Source organism: Streptomyces sp. NPDC006335, assembly GCF_040612795.1.
In the GTDB taxonomy this organism is placed as follows: domain Bacteria; phylum Actinomycetota; class Actinomycetes; order Streptomycetales; family Streptomycetaceae; genus Streptomyces.
The window spans coordinates 17977-39662 of sequence record NZ_JBEXQX010000028.1 but is presented as its reverse complement, the minus strand read 5'-3'; the positions used below and the strand labels follow the sequence as shown (position 1 = coordinate 39662).

General features: G+C 70.5%; 16 protein-coding genes. 9 read left to right on the top strand and 7 right to left on the bottom strand.

Annotated features, from left to right (window positions below):
- The first annotated feature begins 5 nt into the window (after positions 1–5).
- Both ABZ098_RS42075 and ABZ098_RS42070 read left to right on the top strand, forming a co-directional pair.
- Positions 6–3338, top strand: a complete 3333-nt coding sequence (locus ABZ098_RS42075) for an N-6 DNA methylase (protein ID WP_356599839.1) — start codon at positions 6–8, stop codon at positions 3336–3338.
- Between the two features lie 458 nt (positions 3339–3796).
- Positions 3797–4639, top strand: coding sequence for a serine hydrolase (locus ABZ098_RS42070; protein ID WP_356599837.1), 843 nt, complete (start codon positions 3797–3799; stop codon positions 4637–4639).
- A 150-nt stretch (positions 4640–4789) separates the two neighbouring features.
- Here ABZ098_RS42070 and ABZ098_RS42065 read toward each other — a convergent pair whose 3' ends face one another.
- From ABZ098_RS42065 to ABZ098_RS42045, 5 genes are all read right to left on the bottom strand, one after another.
- Entirely contained in the window at positions 4790–6043 is a 1254-nt protein-coding gene (locus ABZ098_RS42065; protein WP_356599914.1) for a PP2C family protein-serine/threonine phosphatase, read from the bottom strand.
- A 246-nt stretch (positions 6044–6289) separates the two neighbouring features.
- Positions 6290–6619 (bottom strand): SCO5918 family protein, encoded by a 330-nt coding sequence (locus ABZ098_RS42060; RefSeq protein WP_356599835.1) that lies wholly within the window; start codon positions 6617–6619, stop codon positions 6290–6292.
- 54 nt (positions 6620–6673) lie between these two features.
- Complete coding sequence (locus ABZ098_RS42055; protein ID WP_356599833.1) at positions 6674–7078, bottom strand: CBS domain-containing protein; 405 nt, start codon at positions 7076–7078, stop codon at positions 6674–6676.
- Positions 7079–7124: 46 nt separating this feature from the next.
- Positions 7125–8636 (bottom strand): DEAD/DEAH box helicase, encoded by a 1512-nt coding sequence (locus ABZ098_RS42050; protein WP_356599831.1) that lies wholly within the window; start codon positions 8634–8636, stop codon positions 7125–7127.
- Positions 8637–8855: 219 nt separating this feature from the next.
- Positions 8856–9059 carry a cold-shock protein gene (locus ABZ098_RS42045; RefSeq protein WP_007387007.1) on the bottom strand — a complete coding sequence of 68 codons (204 nt, stop codon included), beginning with the start codon at positions 9057–9059 and terminating at the stop codon, positions 8856–8858.
- Positions 9060–9492: 433 nt separating this feature from the next.
- Here ABZ098_RS42045 and ABZ098_RS42040 point away from each other — a divergent pair, with 433 nt between their 5' ends.
- The 4 genes from ABZ098_RS42040 (at position 9493) to ABZ098_RS42025 (ending at position 16424) form a co-directional block, all read left to right on the top strand.
- On the top strand, positions 9493–10521 hold the full coding sequence (locus tag ABZ098_RS42040) for an esterase-like activity of phytase family protein (protein WP_356599829.1): 1029 nt from the start codon (positions 9493–9495) through the stop codon (positions 10519–10521).
- A gap of 91 nt (positions 10522–10612) precedes the next feature.
- Positions 10613–14326: an ABC transporter ATP-binding protein gene (locus ABZ098_RS42035; protein ID WP_356599828.1), complete on the top strand. Its 3714-nt coding sequence runs from the start codon at positions 10613–10615 to the stop codon at positions 14324–14326.
- 158 nt (positions 14327–14484) lie between these two features.
- Positions 14485–14874, top strand: a complete 390-nt coding sequence (locus ABZ098_RS42030) for a hypothetical protein (RefSeq protein WP_356599826.1) — start codon at positions 14485–14487, stop codon at positions 14872–14874.
- A 110-nt stretch (positions 14875–14984) separates the two neighbouring features.
- Positions 14985–16424 carry a S28 family serine protease gene (locus ABZ098_RS42025; protein WP_356599824.1) on the top strand — a complete coding sequence of 480 codons (1440 nt, stop codon included), beginning with the start codon at positions 14985–14987 and terminating at the stop codon, positions 16422–16424.
- Positions 16425–16449: 25 nt separating this feature from the next.
- Here the strand turns inward: ABZ098_RS42025 and ABZ098_RS42020 are convergent, their stop codons facing one another.
- Together ABZ098_RS42020 and ABZ098_RS42015 are read right to left on the bottom strand one after the other, a co-directional pair.
- Positions 16450–17091, bottom strand: coding sequence for a hypothetical protein (locus tag ABZ098_RS42020; RefSeq protein WP_356599822.1), 642 nt, complete (start codon positions 17089–17091; stop codon positions 16450–16452).
- Between the two features lie 132 nt (positions 17092–17223).
- Entirely contained in the window at positions 17224–19014 is a 1791-nt protein-coding gene (locus ABZ098_RS42015; protein ID WP_356599820.1) for a glycoside hydrolase family 3 protein, read from the bottom strand.
- A 371-nt stretch (positions 19015–19385) separates the two neighbouring features.
- Between ABZ098_RS42015 and ABZ098_RS42010 the strand changes: the two genes are divergently transcribed.
- From ABZ098_RS42010 to ABZ098_RS42000, 3 genes are read left to right on the top strand one after another with little or no spacing between them, the layout of a single operon-like run.
- Positions 19386–19643 (top strand): hypothetical protein, encoded by a 258-nt coding sequence (locus ABZ098_RS42010; protein WP_356599818.1) that lies wholly within the window; start codon positions 19386–19388, stop codon positions 19641–19643.
- Positions 19644–19703: 60 nt separating this feature from the next.
- Entirely contained in the window at positions 19704–20969 is a 1266-nt protein-coding gene (gene aroA / locus ABZ098_RS42005) for a 3-phosphoshikimate 1-carboxyvinyltransferase (RefSeq protein ID WP_356599816.1), read from the top strand.
- Between the two features lie 7 nt (positions 20970–20976).
- Entirely contained in the window at positions 20977–21618 is a 642-nt protein-coding gene (locus ABZ098_RS42000) for a GNAT family protein (RefSeq protein WP_356599814.1), read from the top strand.
- Positions 21619–21686 lie beyond the last annotated feature (68 nt).

Here is a 21686-nt window from a genome sequence, read left to right as displayed (position 1 = left end):
CGATCGTGGCCAAGGTCACTCTCGCGCAGTTGGAGCGGCATCTCTTCGCAGCCGCGGACATCGTCCGGGGCGCGATGGACGCCTCGGAGTACAAGGACTACATCGTCGCTCTGTTCTTCCTGAAGGGGGCCAACGACGGGTTCGAGGCGGCGCGTGAGGCGATCAAAGAGCACGGGGCCCGGGAGCTGAGTCTGACCGGCGCGGCACTCGCCGACTTCCTCGAACAGGAGTCGACGTACCGCGAACGTGGTGTGCTCTTCGTGCCGCAGCAGGCACGCTGGCCACAACTGGCCTCGGCCACGCACGACATCGCCGAGAGCTGGCTGCATCCGGCATTCCGGGCGCTGGAGGACCGGCATCCCCAACTACAGGGGCTCTTCAGCCACCTCAACTTCCTCCGCCTCGGCGGCGGGTACGGCCAGTCCGCCACCGAACGCGCCGACCAGCGGCTGAGGGCGCTCATCGCGCACTTCGACCGGGTCCGGCTGAACACCGAGGACTTTGAGTTCCCCGATCTGATCGGGGCTGCCTACGAGTACCTGATCAAGGCGTTCGCGGACTCGCAGGGCCGCGTGGGCGGGGAGTTCTACACCCCGCGCGCCGTGGTCCGCATGATGGTGGACCTGCTCGGACCCAGGCCCGGTATGCGGATCTACGACCCGTGCGTCGGCTCGGGCGGCATGCTCGTCGCCGCCAAGGAGTACGTGGAGGAGCACGGCGGCGACACTTCGGAGATGTTCCTCGCCGGCCAGGACGCCAACAGCGGCTCCCTTGCCACGGCGACGGTGAACCTGGTCCTGCACGGGGCGCACGACTTCGACCTGCGCGCCGGGGACACGCTCAGCGCACCGGCACACGTGCCGGCCTCGGACGCGGACCGGTTCGACGGTGTGCTCAGCAACCCGCCGTTCGCCATGGACTTCGCGGCGGGCGACCTCGCGTACCCGGGGGAGCGTGCGGCCTACGGGTATGCGGGCGAGCGCGGCAAGGCCGATCTGATGTTCCTTCAGCACATGCTGTGGGAGACCAAACGGGAGGGCCGGGGTGGCACGGTCGTCACGGTCATGCCCCACGGCGTGCTGTTCCGCGAGGGCCGGGAACAGACGATCCGTACCAGGCTGCTGGACGACGACACCATCGAGGCGGTCATCGGCCTCGCACCGAACCTCTTCTACGGCACGGGCATCCCCGCCTGTGTCCTGGTGCTGCGCCCGCCGGGCAAGAAGGATCCGCAGCGGGCGGGCAAGGTCCTGTTCGTCAACGCGGACCGCGCATTCCACGCGGAGCGCGCCCAGAACGTGCTGCGGCCCGAGCACGCCGAGAAGATCACGTCCGTCTTCCACGGGTTCACGGAGATCCCCGGCTTCTCGCGTGTGGTGGACCGTGATGAACTGCGGCGCAACGGCGACAACCTCAATGTCCGCCGCTATGTGGACAACACGCCGGCATCGGAACCGCAGGACGTGCTGGCGCACCTGGTGGGCGGTGTGCCACGCGCCGAGATCGAGGCCAAGAAGGGGCTGTTCGACGCGTACGGGGTGGCCCCGACCGATCTCTTCGAAGAGCGCTTTCCCGTGGATCCGCGGTACCTGGACTTCCTGCCGCAGGCACGCCGCCCCGACGCGGCCCGGTTCGCAGACCTGGCCCGCCCTCGCGAGGAGCAACTGAAGACTGCCTTCACCGAGTGGTGGGACACGGAGGCACGGCACCTGGAGGCGGTCGCCACGGCCGCCGAGGGGTCGACGGGCATGCAGCCCTCGCAAGGGAGGACCGCGCTGTGGGCGGCTCGGGAGTGGTTGGTCGAGTCCTTCGCCCGGTGCCTCGACGAGGTGGGGCTCCTTGACCGGCCCGTCCTCGCGGGCGCGGTCGCCGAGTGGTGGCACGAGGCCAGATACGACCTGCTGGCACTGTCGCAGAGGGGATTCGCGGGCGTACTCGACGGCTGGGTCGCGGACATCGAGACACAGCTGGCGCCGAAGCTCGACCCGGGCACTGGCAAGGAGCGCACGCCGAACCTCGCGGAGCGGCGCGAGGCGTACCGGCACCGTCTGGTCACCGCCCTCGTCCCGGATTTCCTGGCGGAGCTGGAGGCGGCGGACGCTCGGGTGGCCGCGGCGCGGGCGCGGTGGCAGGAACTCAAGTCCCGGCCGACTGATGACGACGAGGTCCTCGGCGCGAGGAGCGACGACCAGGGCACCGGCGATTCTCGTGCCGACGAGGCAGATACTGCGCACAAGGAGCGGCTGGCGGAACTGGCTCGGGTGAGGCGTGAGCGCTCGACGGCCACTGCCGCGGTCAAGAGCCTGGAGGAGAGCGCACGAGCCCGTCTCCTCCAGGCTCGTACCGCACTGGCCGCTCCACAGGAAGAGCGCCGGGCGGTTCTGGACATCCTTCGCCAGGGGTTGCGGAGCAAGCTCGACGACCTGGTGCGCGACCGGCGCCAGGAGCTCACAGGCGCCTACGAGAACTGGTGGGAGAAGTACGGGCTCTCGTTCCGGGAGATAGAACAGCAGCTCAAGGGGACGGCGGACGGCGTGGTCCCCAACTATCCCTGGACCCGGCGGAGTGCGTGGGAGGTGATGGCGGACAGCACGGGCGCGGAGCCGGACCGGGACACGGTCGCCGACGTCGTCCGCTCGCTGATCGACGCCGAGAAGGAGGTCGAGGGCGAACTCGCCAAGCTGGACCTCGACGAGTTGCTCGCACTGCTCACGACGATCGACCCCCGGGGAGCGGACCGGGCCCGGCGGTGTGCGCTGCGTGAGGTGGTGGCTTCGGTACGGCCCGGAGCCGCCGGCGGCCGGGCGAGCCGTCCCGGCGTGCCGGTTCTCCGCTCCGCCGATCTGACCGGAGGGGCGCTCGGGACACCCGGGACCGGGGCGGGCGTGGCCGCCTCCGTCCGGCTCCCGGGAGGCCAGGAGGCAGTCCTGCTTCCTGGGGACGTCCTGTTCGCTGCGGCGAGCGAGACGGGGCGGACATTCCGCGCCGCGGTATGGCGTGGAGAGCCGGGGCAGGCGACGTACAGCCAGAGCGTCCTGCGCATCAGGCCCGACGCCCGTCGACTGACCGCCGACTACCTCGTGGCGTGGCTGATGCTGAGCGAGGTCCAGAACCGCATTCATACGGTGGCCCGGTCCGTCAGCGGTCTGAGTCTCGTGAGTCCGACCCGTCTGCTCGACGTGGAGGTGGATGTGCCCGACATGGAGGCACAGAAGGCGTTCACCGAGCGATTCACCGCGCTCGCCGGGGAGCGGCGGGTGAGGCACGCTCAGCTGGCGAAGCTCCGCCTGGTGAAGGACATTCTGCTCGGCAACCTCACTGGATCGGCCCGGGGCTGAGGGCCGCGGGCCGCTTACTGGACGGGGCTGAGGCCCTTCCTCTCGGCCCCCGCCAGCGCGGCCCTGGCGGGGACTGTCTGTCGGAGGCAGGACCCCCGTCAGACCTCGGCCCCGGTAAGTCGCGCCCGCGCCCTGTCCGTATCCCTCGACCGTTTCTCCGGCGCGCCCGACAAGACGATGACGGCACACCTTCGTCGGCAACTTCTCCGCGCTCGCGGTAGGCAGGGACGGCTCCTCGTTGCTGCCCCCTCCGACCGCTCCTGCCTCTTCGGCCCGGGCACTGACGCTTTCACCCGATCAGAAATGCCCTGCGCGCGGACCGGAGGTGCAGAGAGGCTTGGGCGACGGCTGTGACGAACCTGGTTCCATCCTGTGAAATCGCCACGACCCGGGTAACGACTCGTACAACCATTCCCCATGCGTACAACCATTCCCCCGCACCTGAGAGTCAACTGGGCATGACACGGGGGATATTCAGACACACGAAATGGATAGCGGCCGGTGCGCTGGCCGCCTGCGTCGCCGCCGCCACTCCGGCCGCCGCGGCAACCACACCGACCGTCAGCTGCACGTCCGCCAGGGCGGGCCTCGCCGACAAACTCAAGCGGGACATCACGTCCGCCGTCTCCAACCGCTCGGGCACGATCGCCGTCGGCCTCTACGACCGTACGACCAAGACCACCTGCACCCTGCGCTCCTCCACCGCCTACGACTCCGCGAGCGTCGTCAAGGTGACGGTCCTCGCCACGCTGTTGTGGGACGCGAAGAAGCACAACAGGTATCTGACCACCACCGAGAGCAACCTCGCCAAGGCCATGATCACCAAGTCGGACAACGACGCGACCAGCAAGCTGTGGCGCCAGCTCGGCCTGACCAAGATCAAGGGCTTCCTCACCGCGGCCGGCATGACCCAGACCAAGCCGGGGGCGAACGGCTACTGGGGCCTGACCCAGATCACCGTCACCGACGAGCAGAAGCTGCTCAAGCTGGTCACCGCGAAGAACTCCGTCCTGAGCGACAACTCCCGCGCCTACATCCTGAAGCTGATGGGCCAGGTCATCTCGTCGCAGCGCTGGGGCACACCGTACGGCCGCCCGTCCGGGGTCTCATGGCACGTCAAGAACGGCTGGCTCCAGCGCTCCACGCACGGCTGGCGGGTGCACAGCGTCGGCACCTTCACGGGCGGCGGCCACGACTACATGATCACGGTGCTCACGCACGGCAACAGCACCATGAACTACGGCATCACCACGATCCAGGGCGTCGCCAAGGTCATCCACAAGGACCTCGCGGCGAGCTGACGCCTGCCGGACTCCCGCACGTCACCGACCCGCCCTGCGGTGACGTGCGGGACATCCACGCGGTGCCGCCGGTCCTCGAGCGCGCTGCAGGACGAGCGTCCGGCGCAGGTCGGCACAGCGCGGGGTTTCGCGACGCGATCAGCCGGTTGGTCAGCCCTGCCAAGGCGGAGTACCACCAGCGGTTGGTCCCGTTCTTGACGGGGGTGAGGCGTCGGTGAGGTCGGCGCCGGTGGCGGCGTCCCGCTGGGAGTGGCCGGTTCCGTGCCAGTCCAGGCACATGACGGTCGCGTCGTCCTCCAGGTGACCGTGGCCGGCGTCGACGATCGCCCCGATGAGGGTGCGGGCGGCCTCGCGGGGGTGCAGCGCACGGGTGCGGACGATCAGGTCGGACAGATCCAGGCTCCGGGCGTTGCGTTCCAGCATGCCGTCCGTCAGCATCACGAGGCGGTCGCCGGGGCGCAGGTCCAGCGACTGGACGCGGTAGGGGCGCGGGGGCTGGAAGCCGAACGGCCGATCGACCTTCGGCACGATCTGCTGCACGTGCCCGTCCCGCATCCGCAGCGGCCAGGGGTGACCGGCGTTGATGAATTGCGTCTGGCCGTCGAGCAGGCTGATCCGCAGCAGCTGGCCGGTGACGTAGCCTCCGTGGCCGTGTTCGCGCATGGCCTGGTCGGCCTCGCGGGCTTGCTCCTCGAGGTCGGCGCCCGCCCGCCGTGCCCGGCGCAGGGCGCCCACCACCAGGGTGGCCATCAGTGCGGCGGCGACGTCGTGGCCCATGGCGTCGGTGATGGAGAGCTGGACGGCGTCGCGGTCGATGACGTAGTCGAAGGTGTCGCCCCCGACGTGGTCGGCGGGTTCGAGCGCCCCGGCGACCGCGAACTGGGCCGCCTCGCACGCCAGGGACGCCGGGAGCAGCCGGTGCTGGATCTCCGCGGCCAGGCTCAGCGGGGCCGTGCGCCTGCCCCACTGGTAGACATCGGTGAAGGACCGGTTCGCGATGACGATGTAGGCCAGCGCGTGCGCCGTCTCACCGATCTCCCGCATCGTCTCCGCATCGGGCGCCGCGGGCAGAAACAGTTCCAGGACGCCGATGGCGTCCCCGCGATTGGTCACCGGAGCGACGATCCGCACCGGCGCGCCTTCGCCCTTGTCCTCGACACCCGGCCGCTGGCTGCGGATCACCTCGTCGTACAGGGTGCCCCGCAGCGGAATACGCCGGGCCGGCTCACCGGTCTCGACACTGCCCGCAGCGCCCAGCCGGACAACCGAGCCGCCGTTGAAGTCGGTGATCAGGAAGGACACCGACGCCGCCCCCAGGCGTTCCTTGAGCATGCGCGCGACCACATCGAGCGACTCCACGGGCGCCGCCGCCTCCGCCGCCTCCAACGTCCCCGCCAGCGTCAACACCCCGACCGCACGGCTCCCGCCTGACCCCCATGCGGTCACGGCGCCTCCTCACTCCTCAACTCGATGCCGCTCAGGCCTCGCGTCCCGGACACGCGGGTGCGGTACCCAGTCCAGCACCGAACGGGCCACATGGCACCACGTGTCCCAGCCTGCGCCCGGGTACCCAACTGAAGCTCACTGTTGCTGTTGCTGTTGCTGTTGCTGTTGCTGTTGCTGCGACGGCGGCTCACGCCTGCCCATCGGTCAGGCTGCCGTGGGGGTCCCGAGCATCGCGGAAGCCTTTTGCAACGGGCTGAGAGTGCGCTCGGATGCGGCGACTCGGGCGACTTGGGCGACTTGGGAGAGGTCGCGGCAGGTGAAGCCGAGCTGGGTCATGGCCCGCAGGACCTCGCCTGCGCTGAAGTCGCGGCGGTCCTGGCGGGTGACGACCTGCCCGACCTGCTTGACGGGGTAGGTGCGACGACCGATGATCACGGACGCCCCGATGACTTCCTCGGGCTTGACGCCCTTCATGGATTCCAGGACGCCGCTCTTGGTGAGGTCGAAGGGGAAGCGGGCGATGACACAGCGCATGATGCCTCACAGGGAGAAGAACGAGGGGGATGTGTTCTGCCGCGGTCGAGGCGGTCAGGGGGCCAGGGCGAGGACGCCCAGGGCGTTGCCGTGTTCGTCGACCACGGGCAGGGCATCGAGTCGGCGGTCGCGCATCGCGTGCTCGGCTTCGGCCATGGTGGTCACGGGCGAGGCGAAGGGCCCCGGGTCGACGAGGATGTCCCGCAGCTGGACCCGGTCCGTGTACGCGGAGCTGTCGCGGACCGCGGTGAGCTGGACCTGGGTGAGAAGTCCGGTGCACACACCGTCGTCGTCGCAGACGAGCAGGTGGCCGGTGCGGGCGCTCGCCATGACGGACAGGGCCACCTCGACGGTCATGTCGTCGCAGACCTGCGGTCCGGCGGTTTCCATGGCGTCTGCCACCGTCCTGGGTACGGGGGCGGTGCCCGTCGAGCGGATCTGCGTCTGAACCATCGTCACAAGGTGCCTCCTGCAGAGGTGGGCCAGTGTCCTGGACAGGAAGTCCTTACGCCGCCGGGTCGAACGAGGACTGCCGGGTCCTGCGCCGGGCGGCCGAGGCGGGGCTGCGTCGGCCCCGTGAGGGCGAGGTGCTGCGCTGGCGCCGCTCGGTGACCGGCGCGGTGATCGTCACAGGGATGCCAGAGGGTGTCCGGGCGCCGGTGATCTGGCCGAGTGCCTCTTCGCCGGAGCGGACCTGGGTGGTCCGGGGCGTGATGCCGGCGGCGGTCATGAGGCGGGTCATGTCGCGTCGCTGGTTGGGGGTGACCAGGGTGACGACGCTGCCGGACTCGCCGGCGCGCGCGGTGCGGCCGCCGCGGTGCAGGTAGTCCTTGTGGTCGGTGGGCGGGTCTACGTTGACGACGAGGTCGAGGTTGTCGACGTGGATGCCGCGTGCGGCGACGTTCGTGGCCACGAGCACGGTGACGTGCCCGGTCTTGAACTGGGTCAGGGTCCGGGTGCGCTGCGGCTGGGACTTGCCGCCGTGCAGGGCGGCGGCCCGCACCCCGCTATGCAGCAGGTCCTGCGTCAAGCGGTCGACGGCGTGCTTGGTGTCCAGGAACATGATCACCCGGCCTTCGCGCGCCGCGATCTGCGTCGTCGTCCACTGCTTGTCCGCGCCGTGGACGTGCAGCACGTGGTGCTCCATCGTGTTGACCGCGCCGGCGGAGGGGTCGACGGAGTGGACGACCGGGTCGGTGAGGTAGCGGCGGACCAGGCGGTCGACGTTGCGGTCGAGGGTGGCGGAGAACAGCATCCGCTGGCCCTCGGGCCGGACCTGGTCCAGCAGCGCGGTGACCTGGGGCATGAAGCCCATGTCGGCCATCTGGTCCGCCTCGTCGAGGACGGTGATCGCAACGTGGTTCAGCCGGCAGTCACCGCGGTCGATGAGGTCCTTGAGCCGGCCCGGCGTCGCGACGACGACCTCGGCACCGCCGCGCAGCGCGTTGGCCTGCCTGCCGATCGACATTCCCCCGACGACCGTGGCGAGACGCAGCTGCACCGAGCGGGCGTATGGGGTGAGCGCGTCGGTCACCTGCTGAGCCAGCTCACGCGTCGGCACGAGGACCAGGGCCAGCGGCTGACGGGGCTCGGCGCGCTGTCCGGCGGTGCGGGCCAGCAGGGCCAGACCGAACGCGAGGGTCTTGCCGGAGCCGGTGCGCCCGCGTCCCAGGGCATCGCGCCCCGCGAGAGTGTTGGGCAGGGTCGCGCCCTGGATCGGGAACGGGACGCTCATGCCCTGCGCGGTCAGCGCGGCCAGCAGTTGCTTGGGCATGTCGAGGTCGGCGAACGCCTCGACCGCGGGGAGCGGGGGAGTGATCGTCTTCGGCAGGGCGAACTCGCCCTGGACCACTGCGGGCCGCCGACCGTAGCCGCCCGAACGGCTCGGACCCCCTGAACGACTCGGGGCCGACGATCCGAAACGGCCGCCGCGCTTCGGGCCGGCGGCGGTGCCAAAAGCGGTGCCGTCGCCGCGGCTGCGGCGGGAAGAACGGTCATTCATACGTGCGGAGTTCATCGAGAACCCTTCCTTGATACGGCACGTATCAAGGAATTCCCGCAGCAAAAGCAGCGCGGGGAATCACAAGAACGGACCGAATGGAAAATGCGAAACTGAACAAGGGGTGCAGCGGATCTGATGCGGATCGCGTCACCGGAATTTTGACGCCGTGGGGGCGCGTAGCTGGGGCCCGCACCCCGAGGGATGCGGGCCCCAGCTACGAAGTGCGCGTCAGCGTCAGGCGAGGACGATGTTCTCGGCGGTCGGGCCCTTCTGGCCCGCCGCGATGTCGAAGGTGACCTTCTGGCCCTCGAGCAGCTCGCGGAAGCCTTGGGCGGCGATGTTCGAGAAGTGGGCGAACACGTCCGCACCCCCGCCGTCCTGCTCGATGAAGCCGAAACCCTTGGCTGCGTTGAACCACTTCACCGTGCCTGATGCCATGTCATATCTCCTCTTGGGCAGTACGCCGAGACCCGCGAAGTGCGGATACCGGGTCGCCGCGATGATGCCCCGTCCGGAAAAGACCGGCCATACGAAAACGCCGCCAGCGGCTGAAGATGCCGACGGAGACGCTTGAAGTTTTGGGAACCACAACTGCAACTGAGATCGACAGTAGCACGAGATGGCAGGGTGAATCCGGAAAATGACTCCGTCCTGCTGATTGCGGCAACAACACTTTCTGTACGACGTGCCAAATCCTCACCTCGCGGCCACAGATATTGGCCGACCCCACGTGCAGCGTTTCAGGAAAATCGGTCCCCGTTAAGCGCTCAAAAGAGCGCGTACTTTGGTGGAGGAGATTTCCCGCCGGTGGAGGCCGACCCTTCATGACGCCGTCTCCCGTAGGTCACGAACCCGTCCTACGGTGACGCGCATGCAGCTCAGAACCGTACTCGCGACCACCACCGCGGCCCTGGCGGCGGCGACCTGCCTGACAGCGGCAGGACCCGCCGTCGCCTCGGCCGCCCCGGTGAGCCACGCCTGCTCCCCCTCCGTCTCCCTCGACCGTTTCTCCGACGCGCTCGACAAGACGACGTACGACGGCACCTTCGTCGGCAACCTCTCCGCCCTCGCGGTGGACAGGGACGGCTCCCTCGCCGCCCTCTCCGACCGTTCCTCCCTCTTCGACCTGGACGCGAGGACCCTCGCGCCGGAGTCGGTCGTCCCGCTCGCCGACGAGAACGGCGCCGCGCTGGACTCCGAGGGACTGGCGATCGACCGGGACGGCACCCGGCTGGTCACCTCGGAGACCGAGCCGTCGATCCGCCGTTACTCGAAGGACGGCAGGATCCTGGACCGGCTCCCCGTCCCGGCCTCCCTCCAGGTCGCCCCGGCCGGCCGTGCCACGTCGAACCAGACCTTCGAGGGACTGACCCTCATGGACGGCGGCCGCACCCTGCTCGCCTCCATGGAGTACGCGCTCGCCGGCGACACGGCGGGTATCGTCCGCTTCCAGACCTGGACGCGTCACCACGGCCGCTTCCAGCTCGCGGAACAGTACGCCCACCGCACCGACGCCGCCTTCCTCGGCGTCCCCGAGGTCCAGGCCCTCCCCGACGGCCGCCTCCTCGTCCTGGAGCGCGGCTTCACCTCCGGCGTCGGCAACACAGTCCGCCTCTACCTGGCCGACCCCCGCCACGCGACGGACACCAGCGGCGTCGAGAACCTGACGGGCCAGCCGGACGTACGTCTGGTCAGGAAGACGCTGCTCACGGACATCGCGAGCTGCCCGACCCTGGGGGCCACCGCCAAGCAGCCCCAGCCGAACCCGCTCCTGGACAACATCGAGGGCATGGTCGTCACGGGCGTGAGCAAGGGCCGCCTGAAGGTTCTCCTGGTCAGCGACGACAACCAGAACGCGGTCCAGACGACCCGTTTCTACTACCTCCGCGTCCGCGTCTGACCACTTCTTGTTGCGGAGGGATGAAATCCGCTTCTGTCCGCGTTGGTGTCTTCCGGCAGATCAGGACTTCTGAACGACGGAGGACACCCGCGTGGAGACGCAACGGGGCTGGGCACGACGACTGGCCGGGTACGCCTGGCGCTACCCGAAGGACGTCGTACTCGCCCTGGGCTCCTCCCTCGGCGGCATGGCCGTCATGGCGATCGTCCCCCTGATCACCAAGGTGATCATCGACGACGTCATCGGCGACCACAGCAGGGACATGGCCCCCTGGGCCGGCGCCCTGATCGCCGCCGCCGTCCTCGTCTACGTCTTCACGTACATCCGCCGCTACTACGGCGGCCGTCTCGCCCTGGACGTCCAGCACGACCTGCGCACGGAGATGTTCGGCACGATCACCCGCCTCGACGGCCGCCGCCAGGACGAGCTGTCCACGGGCCAGGTCGTGGGACGGGCCACCAGCGACCTCCAGCTGATCCAGGGCCTGCTCTTCATGCTGCCGATGACGATCGGCAACTTCGCGCTCTTCGTGATCTCCCTGGTCGTGATGGCCTGGCTGTCGATCCCGCTCACCCTGGTCGCCCTGGCGGTCGCCCCGGCCCTGTGGTGGATCGCCAGGCGCTCCCGCTCCAAGCTGCACCCCGCCACCTGGTACGCCCAGGCCCAGGCCGCCGCCGTCGCGGGCGTCGTCGACGGCGCCGTCAGCGGCGTACGCGTGGTGAAGGGCTTCGGGCAGGAGGACCAGGAGACCGGGAAGCTCCGGGAGGTCGGCCGCCGCCTCTACGCGGGCCGGCTGCGCACGATCCGCTTCAACTCCAAGTACACCCCGGCCCTCCAGGCCGTCCCCGCCCTCGGCCAGGTCGCGATGCTGGCCGTCGGCGGCTGGCTCGCGGTCCGCGGTCACATCACGCTCGGCACCTTCGTCGCCTTCTCCACCTACCTCGCCCAGCTCGTGGGCCCGGTCCGCATGCTCGCGATGGTCCTCACGGTCGGCCAGCAGGCCCGAGCGGGCACCGAACGCGTCCTGGAGCTGATCGACACCGAGCCGTACCTGAAGGACGGCACCAAGGAGCTCCCCGCCGACGCGCCGGCCACGGTCGAGTTCGACGACGTCTCCTTCGGCTACGAGGACGGCCGCAAGGTCCTCGACGGCCTCTCCTTCGAGATCCGCCCCGGCGAGACCCTCGCGGTCGTCGGCTCCTCCGGCTCGGGCAAGTCCACGGTCTCCCTCCTGCTCCCGCGTTTCTACGACGTCACCCACGGCGCCGTCCTCATCGGCGGCCACGACGTCCGCGAGCTCACCCTGGACTCCCTGCGGGCCGCGATCGGCCTGGTCCCCGAGGACTCCTTCCTGTTCTCGGACACGGTCCGCAACAACATCGCCTACGGCCGTCCCGACGCGACCCAGGAGGAGATCGAGAAGGCCGCCCGCGCCGCCCAGGCGGACCGTTTCATCGCCGAGCTGCCCGAGGGCTACGACACCACGGTCGGCGAGCACGGCCTCACCCTCTCCGGCGGCCAGCGCCAGCGCGTCGCGCTCGCCCGGGCGATCCTCACCGACCCCCGCCTGCTCGTCCTCGACGACGCCACCTCCGCCGTCGACGCCCAGGTCGAGCACGAGATCCACGAGGCCCTGAAGCACGTCATGGAGGGCCGCACCACCCTCCTCATCGCCCACCGCCGCTCCACCCTGAACCTCGCCGACCGCATCGCCGTCCTGGAGCACGGCCGCCTCGCCGACGTCGGCACCCACGAGGAGCTGGAGCAGCGCTCCGCCCTCTACCGCCGCCTGCTCACCGACCCCGACGGCCTCGGCGGTGTCTCCCCGGGCCACGCCCAGCCGGTCGCCGTGCGGGAGGACACCTCCGTACGCGACGAACTGGACGCCGAGTTCGACGCCGAGCGCGGGGTGACGCCCCGCCTGTGGACCGGCGACCGCGAGCGCAAGAGCGCCGAGGACACAGCCCTCGCCGGGACCCCGGCCACGCCCGAACTCCTCGCCGCGGTCGACGCGTTGCCCCCGGCGACGGACGTCCCCGACATCGACGAGGCACGCGCGGTCAGGCCCGAGGAGTCGTACGGCCTGCGACGGCTGCTGCGGGGCTTCGGCCGCCCGCTGCTGATCAGCCTGGGCCTGGTCGCGCTGGACGCCGGCATGGGCCTGCTGCTCCCGGTGATGATCCGGCACGGCATCGACGACGGTGTCTCGCGGATGGCCATGGCGGCGGTCTGGACGGCGACCCTGCTCGCCCTGCTCTCGGTGCTCGTCCAGTGGGCGGCCCAGATCGGCGAGACCCGGATGACCGGACGCACCGGCGAACGGGTCCTGTACTCCCTGCGCCTGAAGATCTTCGCCCAGCTCCAGCGGCTCGGACTCGACTACTACGAGCGGGAGTTGACGGGCCGGATCATGACGAGGATGACGACGGACGTCGACGCCCTCTCGACCTTCCTGCAGACCGGCCTGGTCACCGCGTTCGTCTCGGTCGTCACCTTCTTCGGCATCATGGTCGCCCTGCTGGTGATCGACGTGCAGCTCGCGCTGGTCGTCTTCGCGACGCTGCCGCCGCTGATCGTCGCCACGTACTTCTTCCGCAAGGCGAGCGTGAAGGCGTACGAACTCGCCCGTGAACGCGTCTCGTTGGTCAACGCGGACCTCCAGGAGTCGGTGTCGGGGCTCAGGATCGTGCAGGCGTTCCGGCGCGAGGGCGACGGCGGCCGGCGTTTCGCGGAACGCAGCGACAGCTACCGCCAGGCCCGTATCCGGGGCCAGTGGCTGATCTCGATCTACTTCCCGTTCGTCCAGCTGCTGTCCTCCGTCGCCGCCGCGTCCGTGCTGATCGCGGGCGCGGGCCGGGTGGACGCGGCGACCCTGACCACCGGCGCGCTGGTCGCCTACCTGCTCTACATCGACCTGTTCTTCGCCCCGGTCCAGCAGCTCTCCCAGGTCTTCGACGGCTACCAGCAGGCGACCGTCTCCCTGGGCCGCATCCAGGAACTGCTCCAGGAGCCGACGTCCACGAAGGCGGCCGAGGAACCCCTGGAAGTCCTCTCCCTGCGCGGTGAAGTCGCCTTCGACGACGTGCACTTCGCCTACGGGGACGACGAGGAGGCGCTGGGCGGTATCGACCTGAAGATCCCCGCCGGTCAGACGGTCGCGTTCGTCGGCGAGACGGGCGCGGGCAAGTCCACCCTGGTCAAGCTGGTGGCCCGGTTCTACGACCCGACGGGCGGGCGGGTCACGGTCGACGGCACCGACCTGCGCACCCTGGACCTGACCTCCTACCGCCACCGCCTCGGCGTGGTCCCGCAGGAGGCGTACCTCTTCCAGGGCACGGTCCGCGACGCCATCGCCTACGGCCGCCCGGACGCCACCGACGCCGAGGTGGAGGCGGCGGCCCGCGCGGTCGGCGCCCACGAGATGATCGCCACGCTGGAGGGCGGCTACCTCCACGAGGTCGCCGAGCGGGGCCGCAACCTCTCGGCCGGCCAGCGCCAGTTGATCGCGTTGGCCCGCGCCGAGCTGGTCGACCCGGACATCCTGCTCCTGGACGAGGCCACGGCGGCCCTGGACCTCGCCACCGAGGCCCAGGTCAACCAGGCCACCGACCGCCTCGCGGGCCGTCGTACGACCCTTGTCGTGGCCCACCGCCTCACCACGGCGGCCCGGGCCGACCGGGTCGTGGTCATGGACCACGGCCGCGTGGTCGAGGACGGCACCCACGACGAACTGCTCGCACGGAACGGGCGGTACGCGCAGCTGTGGCGGACGTTCGTGGGCGAGGACACGCCCGCGGCGGCGTGACCGGCGGGTCCGGGGGCTCGGGACCGCGACCGTTGGGCAGTCTGATCACGGTCGCGTAGGGGAGCCGGACCGGGCGTCTCCTTGACGGTCGTGCAACCGTCGGACATACGTTGTGCGTCCGTACACCTGTACGCCCGAAAGCTGCGGGAGGGACGGCAGTGAAGAGTGGAGCGATACGGCGGCTGGCGGAGGGGCTCGCCGTGCTGGCGGTGGCCGGGATGCTCGCGGTCGCCGCGCCGGGGCACGCGCACGCCGCGGCCTCGTCGTGCGAGGGGCGCAAGGTCAGGTCGTTTCCGTTCTCCACCGGCACGGTGGAGGTCTACAAGCGGCGCGGTTACGTGTGCGCGATCACGCTTCCCAAGCGTCCGGGGGTCCGCCAGTACATGAGGGTGTACCTGCGCGCGTACGGGCTGCTGCCGGTCGAGGACGCCGACAAGTACAAGTACCGCGCGGGACCGGTCACCGTGCACGCCGGGCAGCGGAAGGTGTGGGTGAAGGGCCAGGTCGGCCGGGGCAAGTACGACTCGGACGGCTGGATCCGGCTGTGAGGCACAGGTTCCTCACAGGGTTTTCCCCATCAACAGGCCATCTCCCCTGGTGCGGACCGGTGTTGCGCCGCTAGCGTCCGGCGCACATCTGTACTCACAGGGGAGGGTGCATGCGCAAGGCGCTCAGATGGCTTCTCACGCTGGTCGTGCTCATAGGCACGGTCGGTACGGCGGGGGCGGCCACCGCCGCCGAGCCGGGGGCCCAAGGCACCGGTGCCACCACCGACATCAAGGATCAGCTCCTCGCCGTCCCGGGGATGAGCCTGATCGAGGAGAAGCCGTACACCGGTTACCGCTTCTTCGTGCTCAACTACACCCAGCCGGTCGACCACCGGCACCCGTCCAAGGGCACGTTCCAGCAGCGCATCACCGTGCTGCACAAGGACGTGAGCCGGCCGACGGTCTTCTACACCGGCGGCTACAACGTCTCCACCACACCGCGGCGCAGTGAGCCGACCCAGATCGTGGACGGCAACCAGGTCTCCATGGAGTACCGCTTCTTCACGCCCTCCCGGCCCGACCCGGCCGACTGGAGCAAGCTGGACATCTGGCAGGCCGCCAGCGACCAGCACCGCATCTTCAAGGCGCTGAAGAAGATCTACAGCAAGAACTGGATCTCCACGGGCGGCTCCAAGGGCGGCATGACCGCCACCTACTACGAGCGCTTCTACCCGCGCGACATGGACGGTGTCGTCGCCTACGTCGCCCCCAACGACGTGGTGAACAACGAGGACTCGGCCTACGACCGGTTCTTCGCGAAGGTCGGCACCGAGGAGTGCCGCGACCGGCTGAACGCGGTGCAGCGCGAGGCCCTGGTCCGGCGCGAACCGCTGGAGAAGAAGTACGCCGACTACGCGGCGGCGGAGGGCCTCACCTTCACCACCGTCGGCAGCCTGGACAAGGCGTACGAGGCCGTCGTACTCGACTACGTCTGGGGCTTCTGGCAGTACAACCTGCTGGCCAACTGCGGTGACGACGAGCTGATCCCGGCGGACGCGAAGACCGCGACCGACGACCAGATCTGGAACTCCATCGACACGATCTCCGGCTTCTCCGCCTACGCCGACCAGGGTCTGTCGACGTACACGCCGTACTACTACCAGGCCGCCACCCAGCTCGGCGCGCCGACGATCAAGTTCCCGCACATCGAGAAGAAGTACATCCGCTACGGCTACCAGCCGCCGCGCAACTTCGTCCCGAGGGACATCCCGACGAAGTTCCAGCCGTACGCCATGCGGGACGTGGACACCTGGGTGCGCCACAACGCCCACCACATGCTGTACGTCTACGGCCAGAACGACCCGTGGGGCGCGGAGCGGTTCCGCGTCGACAAGGGGGCGAAGGACGCGTACGTGTTCACCGCGCCCGGCATGAACCACGGGGCGAACGTCGCCGGTCTGGTCGCCGACCAGAAGGCGTTCGCCACGGCCAGGATCCTCTCCTGGGCGGGTGTCCCGGCACAGGCCGTGACCGAGGCGAAGCCGCTCGCGAAGTTCGACCGGAAGCTGGACGTCCGGGACGTGGAGCGCGAGCCCACCCTGCGTCCGTAGTCCGTTCGGCGCGCCCGGCCGTGGATCACAACGGCCGGGCGCAGCCGACCGGTTGAGGACCGCCGAGCTGCACGTACAGGGCGGTCGACAGCGGGCACCCGCTGCGGGCGGCTACCGCCTTCACCACCTTGTACTGCGGCTTCCTCGCTCCCTTGCCGTCGCAGGCGGTCTCCCTGACCTGACCGCTGCCCGATCCGTACACGCAGTCGCCGACGATGGTCCGCGGCCCGCCCCCGCCGCCGGGGTCGCCCGGGTGCGGCGGTTGCAGGTTGCGCATGCAGGCGTATCCCTGGGGCACCGCCCCGTCGCCGTCCTCGTCGGAGATCTGGCTCTGCGCACTGATGTGCAGCACGAAGTCGGTGGTCGCCGGGCACGGCGGCCCGTCGGTCGTGGTGCCGTCGTGCCGGGCCACGACCCGTGCCGCGGCCCGTTCACCGGTGCAGGGCACCTCGGTGAAGCTGGCCTTGCCGAAGGAGCTGCACTCGTCGACCGCGAGGAACACCGCGCCGAACCCGGAGGCCCGGGGCGCGGACGGCGAGACGGAGGCCGTGGCGGCGGGCCCTTCGCCCTTCTCCCCGCCGGCCGCCGACGGTGTACACCCCGTCAGCAGGGCGGCGAGCAGCGCCGCCAGTACGCACCCCACCCCCGTGAAACTCTTCACACGCATCGCGATCCCCCCGGACTACCCCGCCGTCCAGCGTGACCGCCGCGAAGGGGCCACGCCAGACGTGTGGGGTCCTTTGCGCCTTTCGGGGGTGATGTACGAGTTGTGCGTCGTACGGGAAATACGCCCTGCGCGCTACCGGCCGTACGACAGCCCGTACCCGACCGGGTACAGCACCTTCCCCGGCTCGTCCGCCCGCTGCACCGGCACCGGCAGCCTCCCGCGCGGTGCCGCCTTCCCGGCGATCACCCGCGCGGCCGCCCGCAGTTCCACGTCGGTCCAGGAGTAGGTCGCCAAGAAGGCTGTGACAGTGGGCAGTCGGGCCACGTCGTAGGGGTTGCGGATCGCGACCGCGATCACCGGCCTCCCGGTCGCCACGAGCTGCTCGACGAGCGTCTTCTGCGAGCCGGCCGCCGTGACGTTGTACGTCCCCACGACCACCGCGTCCACATCGCGTGCCGCCGCCACGGCCTGGGCGACGACGGCCGCCGAGGGTGCCGTGCCGGTCGACAGGGCGGTTGCCGTGAAGCCCAGTTCGGTGAGGGCGGCGGCGAGGACACCGGTGGGCGGACCCGTCGTGCCGGAGGGCGAGGCGGGGTCGGCGCCCACCACGAGCAGCCTGCGGTGGGTGCGCCGGGACAGGGGCAGCAGCCGTTTCTCGTTGACCAGCAAGGTCGTCGTGCGCTCGCCGATCCGGTCGGCTGCGGCGAGGTGGGCCGGGGTGCCGACGGTCCGGGTGACCCCGCCCCGGCTGACGTAGGGCTGCTCGAAGAGCCGCAGGCGGGCCTTGAGCCGCAGGATCCGCAGGACCGACTCGTCCAGCCGCGCTTCGGTGAGCTCTCCGCCCTGTACGGCCTTCAGGACCGCCTTCCACGCCACGTCCAGGGAGGGCGGGTTGAGGAGCTGGTCGACACCGGCCTTGAGGGCGAGGACGGGGACGCGGTCGTCGCCGTACTTCGTGCGGACGCCCTCCATGCCGAGGGAGTCGGTCACCACGACCCCGTCGTAGCCGAGTTCGCCGCGCAGGATGCCGGTGAGGATCGGGTGGGAGAGGGTGGCCGGGTCGCCCGAGTCGTCCAGGGCCGGGAACTGGATGTGCGCGGTCATGACCGAGTCGATGCCGGCGCGGATCGCGGCCCGGAAGGGCACGGCGTCCAGCTTCTCCCACAGCTCCCGGCTGTGCGTGATGACCGGGAAGCCGTAGTGGCTGTCGACCGCGGTGTCTCCGTGTCCCGGGAAGTGCTTGGCGGTCGCGGCGACCCCGGCGCCCTGGTAACCGGCGACCTCGGCGGCCACCAGCCCGGCGACCGCGCCTGCCTCGGAGCCGAAGGAGCGGACGCCGATGACCGGGTTGGCCGGGTTGACGTTGACGTCGGCGACGGGGGAGTAGTTCTGCCGGATGCCGAGGGCCCGGAGCTCCTGCCCGGCGATCCGGCCGAGGGCGCGGGCGTCCTCGCGCGACCCGCCGGCGCCGACGGCCATCGCGCCGGGGAACAGGGTGGCGGGCTCGCCGACCCGGCACACGATCCCGTGCTCCTGGTCGGTCGAGACGAGGACCGGCAGCCCGCGCGGCTGGGACAGCGACGCCTTCTGGATGCCGTTGGAGAGGTCGGCGATCTGGTGCGGATCACGGGTGTTGTGCGCCCAGGTGAAGTAGATGATCCCGCCCACCCGGTACCTGGCGATCATCTCGGCGGCCGTACGGACGCCGATCTCCTTGAGGTTGGCGTCGACGTCGGCCTGGTCGGGGGCGGTGGCGGAGTGGCCGTAGACCCGCATCACGAAGAGCTGGCCGACCTTCTCCTCGAGCGTCATGCGGGAGACGAGGGAGCGGAGTCTCTTTTCGTCGGCGTGTGCGGTCCCGCTCACGGCGAGAGTGGCGGCGACGCCTGCTGTGGCGGCGAGGACGGTACGTCTGGAGGGCACGTGCGCTCCTTCCGGAGGTGATCCGCTGAAGGAAACTTCCGTGGGGTCACCAATATCCGGGAAGTTTCTGCCAGTCAAGGGAGTGCACAGTAACCAACGAGGGGCCGCCATCGGCGCAGTTGGAGGGGGGCGCGCCGATGACGGCGTGCTGCCGGCCGCGGTACGGAGGAGAGGGTTGGTCAGCGTTCGCAGCCAGCAGCGAGGCCGACGCCGTACCACGGTGACTCTCCGGCAGCTTGCGCATTGGACGGGCGGGAGTGGGGCGGGGTTCCCGGCTCCGGCCCGATTTCCGCAAGTTGGGGAGGCCGGGGCCAACGGGACGGGTGGGGCGGCCCCTTGGGGCGACCGCGCTCGGCGCGTAGGGTCGGCGCATGAGCCAGTCGCTGCCGCTCCTGACCGTCCTCGCCGGTCTCGCCGTGACCCTGGCCCTCTTCGCCCTGCTGGCCCGGCACGTCCGCCGCCGCGGGACGGCGGGCGGGGCCCTGCGCGGGGCGTTGGCGGCGCACGACGAGGTGTGGCACGGGACGGCCGCGGACTCGTACTACGAGCTCCAGGTGCAGACGGACCGGAAGGCGCCGCTGCCGGACGACCGGTGGAAGCGGGGGCCGCGCTCCGGACGACGCGCCTGACCGTGGTCCATCCCGTGGACGTGCCGACGTCCGAGGCTGCCCTGCGGCGATCATGAGGGCATGCCTGTCGACACGCCCGCCCCGCAGTCCCTCGCCCTCCCCGGCTCCAAGTCCATCACCGCCCGCGCCCTCTTCCTGGCCGCCGCGGCCGACGGGGTGACCACCCTCGTACGCCCCCTGCGCTCGGACGACACGGAGGGCTTCGCCGAGGGCCTGGTACGGCTCGGCTACCGGGTGGGCCGTACGCCGGACGCCTGGCAGGTGGACGGCCGCCCGCAGGGACCGGCGGTCGCCGAGGCGGACGTGTACTGCCGTGACGGCGCCACGACCGCCCGCTTCCTGCCCACCCTGGCCGCGGCCGGGCACGGCACGTACCGCTTCGACGCCTCGCCCCAGATGCGCAGGCGGCCCCTGCTGCCGCTCTCGCGAGCGCTGCGCGACCTGGGCGTGGACCTGCGGCACGAGGAGGCGGAGGGGCATCATCCGCTGACCGTGCGGGCGGCGGGCGTCGAGGGCGGCGAGGTGACGCTGGACGCCGGCCAGTCCTCGCAGTACCTCACCGCACTCCTCCTCCTCGGTCCCCTCACCCGCCGGGGCCTGCGGATCCGGGTCACGGACCTGGTCTCGGTGCCGTACGTCGAGATCACGATCGCGATGATGCGGGCGTTCGGGGTGGAGGTGACGAGGGAGGACGACGTCTTCGTGGTCCCGCCGGGCGGCTACCGCGCCACGACCTACGCCATCGAGCCGGACGCGTCCACGGCGAGCTACTTCTTCGCGGCGGCGGCGCTGACCCCGGGCGCCGAGGTGACGGTCCCGGGCCTCGGCACGGGCGCGCTCCAGGGCGACCTCGCCTTCGTGGACGTCCTGCGGCGGATGGGCGCGGACGTGTCCCTCGACGCCGGTGCCACCACGGTCCGGGGCACCGGCGCACTGCGCGGCCTGACGGTCAACATGCGGGACATCTCCGACACCATGCCGACGCTGGCGGCCATCGCCCCCTTCGCCTCCGCCCCGGTCCGCATCGAGGACGTGGCCAACACGCGGGTCAAGGAGTGCGACCGGCTGGAGGCCTGCGCGGAGAACCTGCGGCGGCTGGGCGTACGGGTGTCCACGGGCCCGGACTGGATCGAGATCCACCCGGGGACGGCTGCCGCGCCCGGCACGCAGATCAGGACGTACGGCGACCACCGCATCGTCATGTCCTTCGCGGTCACCGGCCTGCGGGTGCCGGGTATTTCGTTCGACGACCCCGGATGCGTACGGAAGACTTTCCCCGGTTTCCATGAGGCGTTCGCCGAACTGCGCACGGGCATCGGGAGTTGAACGGACGGTGGGTTTCGAGCTGGAGGGGCCGGTCCTGACGGGCGAGTTGGTGCGCCTGGAACCACTGGACCACGGGCACACGGCGGACCTGGCCGCGGCGGCGGAGGAGAACCGCGGCACGTACGCGTACACGTGGGTGCCCCGGGCCGGCGAGGTCGGTGACTACGTCGACGCGCAGCTCGCGCGGGCTGCGACGGGACGGCTGGCGCCCTACGCGCAGGTCTCGGTGGCGACGGGACGGGCGGTGGGGGCCACGTCGTTCTGGGAGCCCCGCTGCTGGCGCTTCGACGACCGGCTCGACGCGGTCGAGGTCGGATTCACCTGGCTGGCCGCCTCCGCGCAGGGCACCGGCATCAACGCCGAGGCCAAACTGCTGCTCTTCCGGCACGCCTTCGAGGCGTGGGGCGTCCAGCGGGTGGACCTGAAGACGGACGCCCGCAACGAACGCTCCCGGGCCGCGATCCAGAGCGTCGGCGCCCGCTTCGAGGGCGTCCTGCGCAACTGGTCCCGCTCCTGGGCACCCGGCGAGGACGGTCTGCTGCGCGACTCGGCGATCTTCTCCCTCACGGCCCAGGAGTGGCCGCAATGCCGTGAACGGCTGGAGGAACGGGTGGCCGGATTCGTGTCGCGCGGCCCTGCCGGTCATTGATGTGGACGATTCTCGCACCCTTGACCGCATCACAGCCCGTGTATAGCCTCGCCGTGTCATAGATCCAC

What these genes read in the sequence shown, in the direction of transcription:
- ABZ098_RS42070 (WP_356599837.1), top strand. Translation starts at nt 3,797, where the DNA reads ATGACACGGGGGATATTCAGACACACGAAATGGATAGCGGCCGGTGCG.
- aroA (WP_356599816.1), top strand. Translation starts at nt 19,704, where the DNA reads ATGCCTGTCGACACGCCCGCCCCGCAGTCCCTCGCCCTCCCCGGCTCC.
- ABZ098_RS42060 (WP_356599835.1), bottom strand. Translation starts at nt 6,619, where the DNA reads ATGCGCTGTGTCATCGCCCGCTTCCCCTTCGACCTCACCAAGAGCGGC.
- ABZ098_RS42040 (WP_356599829.1), top strand. Translation starts at nt 9,493, where the DNA reads ATGCAGCTCAGAACCGTACTCGCGACCACCACCGCGGCCCTGGCGGCG.
- ABZ098_RS42025 (WP_356599824.1), top strand. Translation starts at nt 14,985, where the DNA reads ATGCGCAAGGCGCTCAGATGGCTTCTCACGCTGGTCGTGCTCATAGGC.
- ABZ098_RS42010 (WP_356599818.1), top strand. Translation starts at nt 19,386, where the DNA reads ATGAGCCAGTCGCTGCCGCTCCTGACCGTCCTCGCCGGTCTCGCCGTG.
- ABZ098_RS42045 (WP_007387007.1), bottom strand. Translation starts at nt 9,059, where the DNA reads ATGGCATCAGGCACGGTGAAGTGGTTCAACGCAGCCAAGGGTTTCGGC.
- ABZ098_RS42050 (WP_356599831.1), bottom strand. Translation starts at nt 8,636, where the DNA reads ATGAACTCCGCACGTATGAATGACCGTTCTTCCCGCCGCAGCCGCGGC.
- ABZ098_RS42020 (WP_356599822.1), bottom strand. Translation starts at nt 17,091, where the DNA reads ATGCGTGTGAAGAGTTTCACGGGGGTGGGGTGCGTACTGGCGGCGCTG.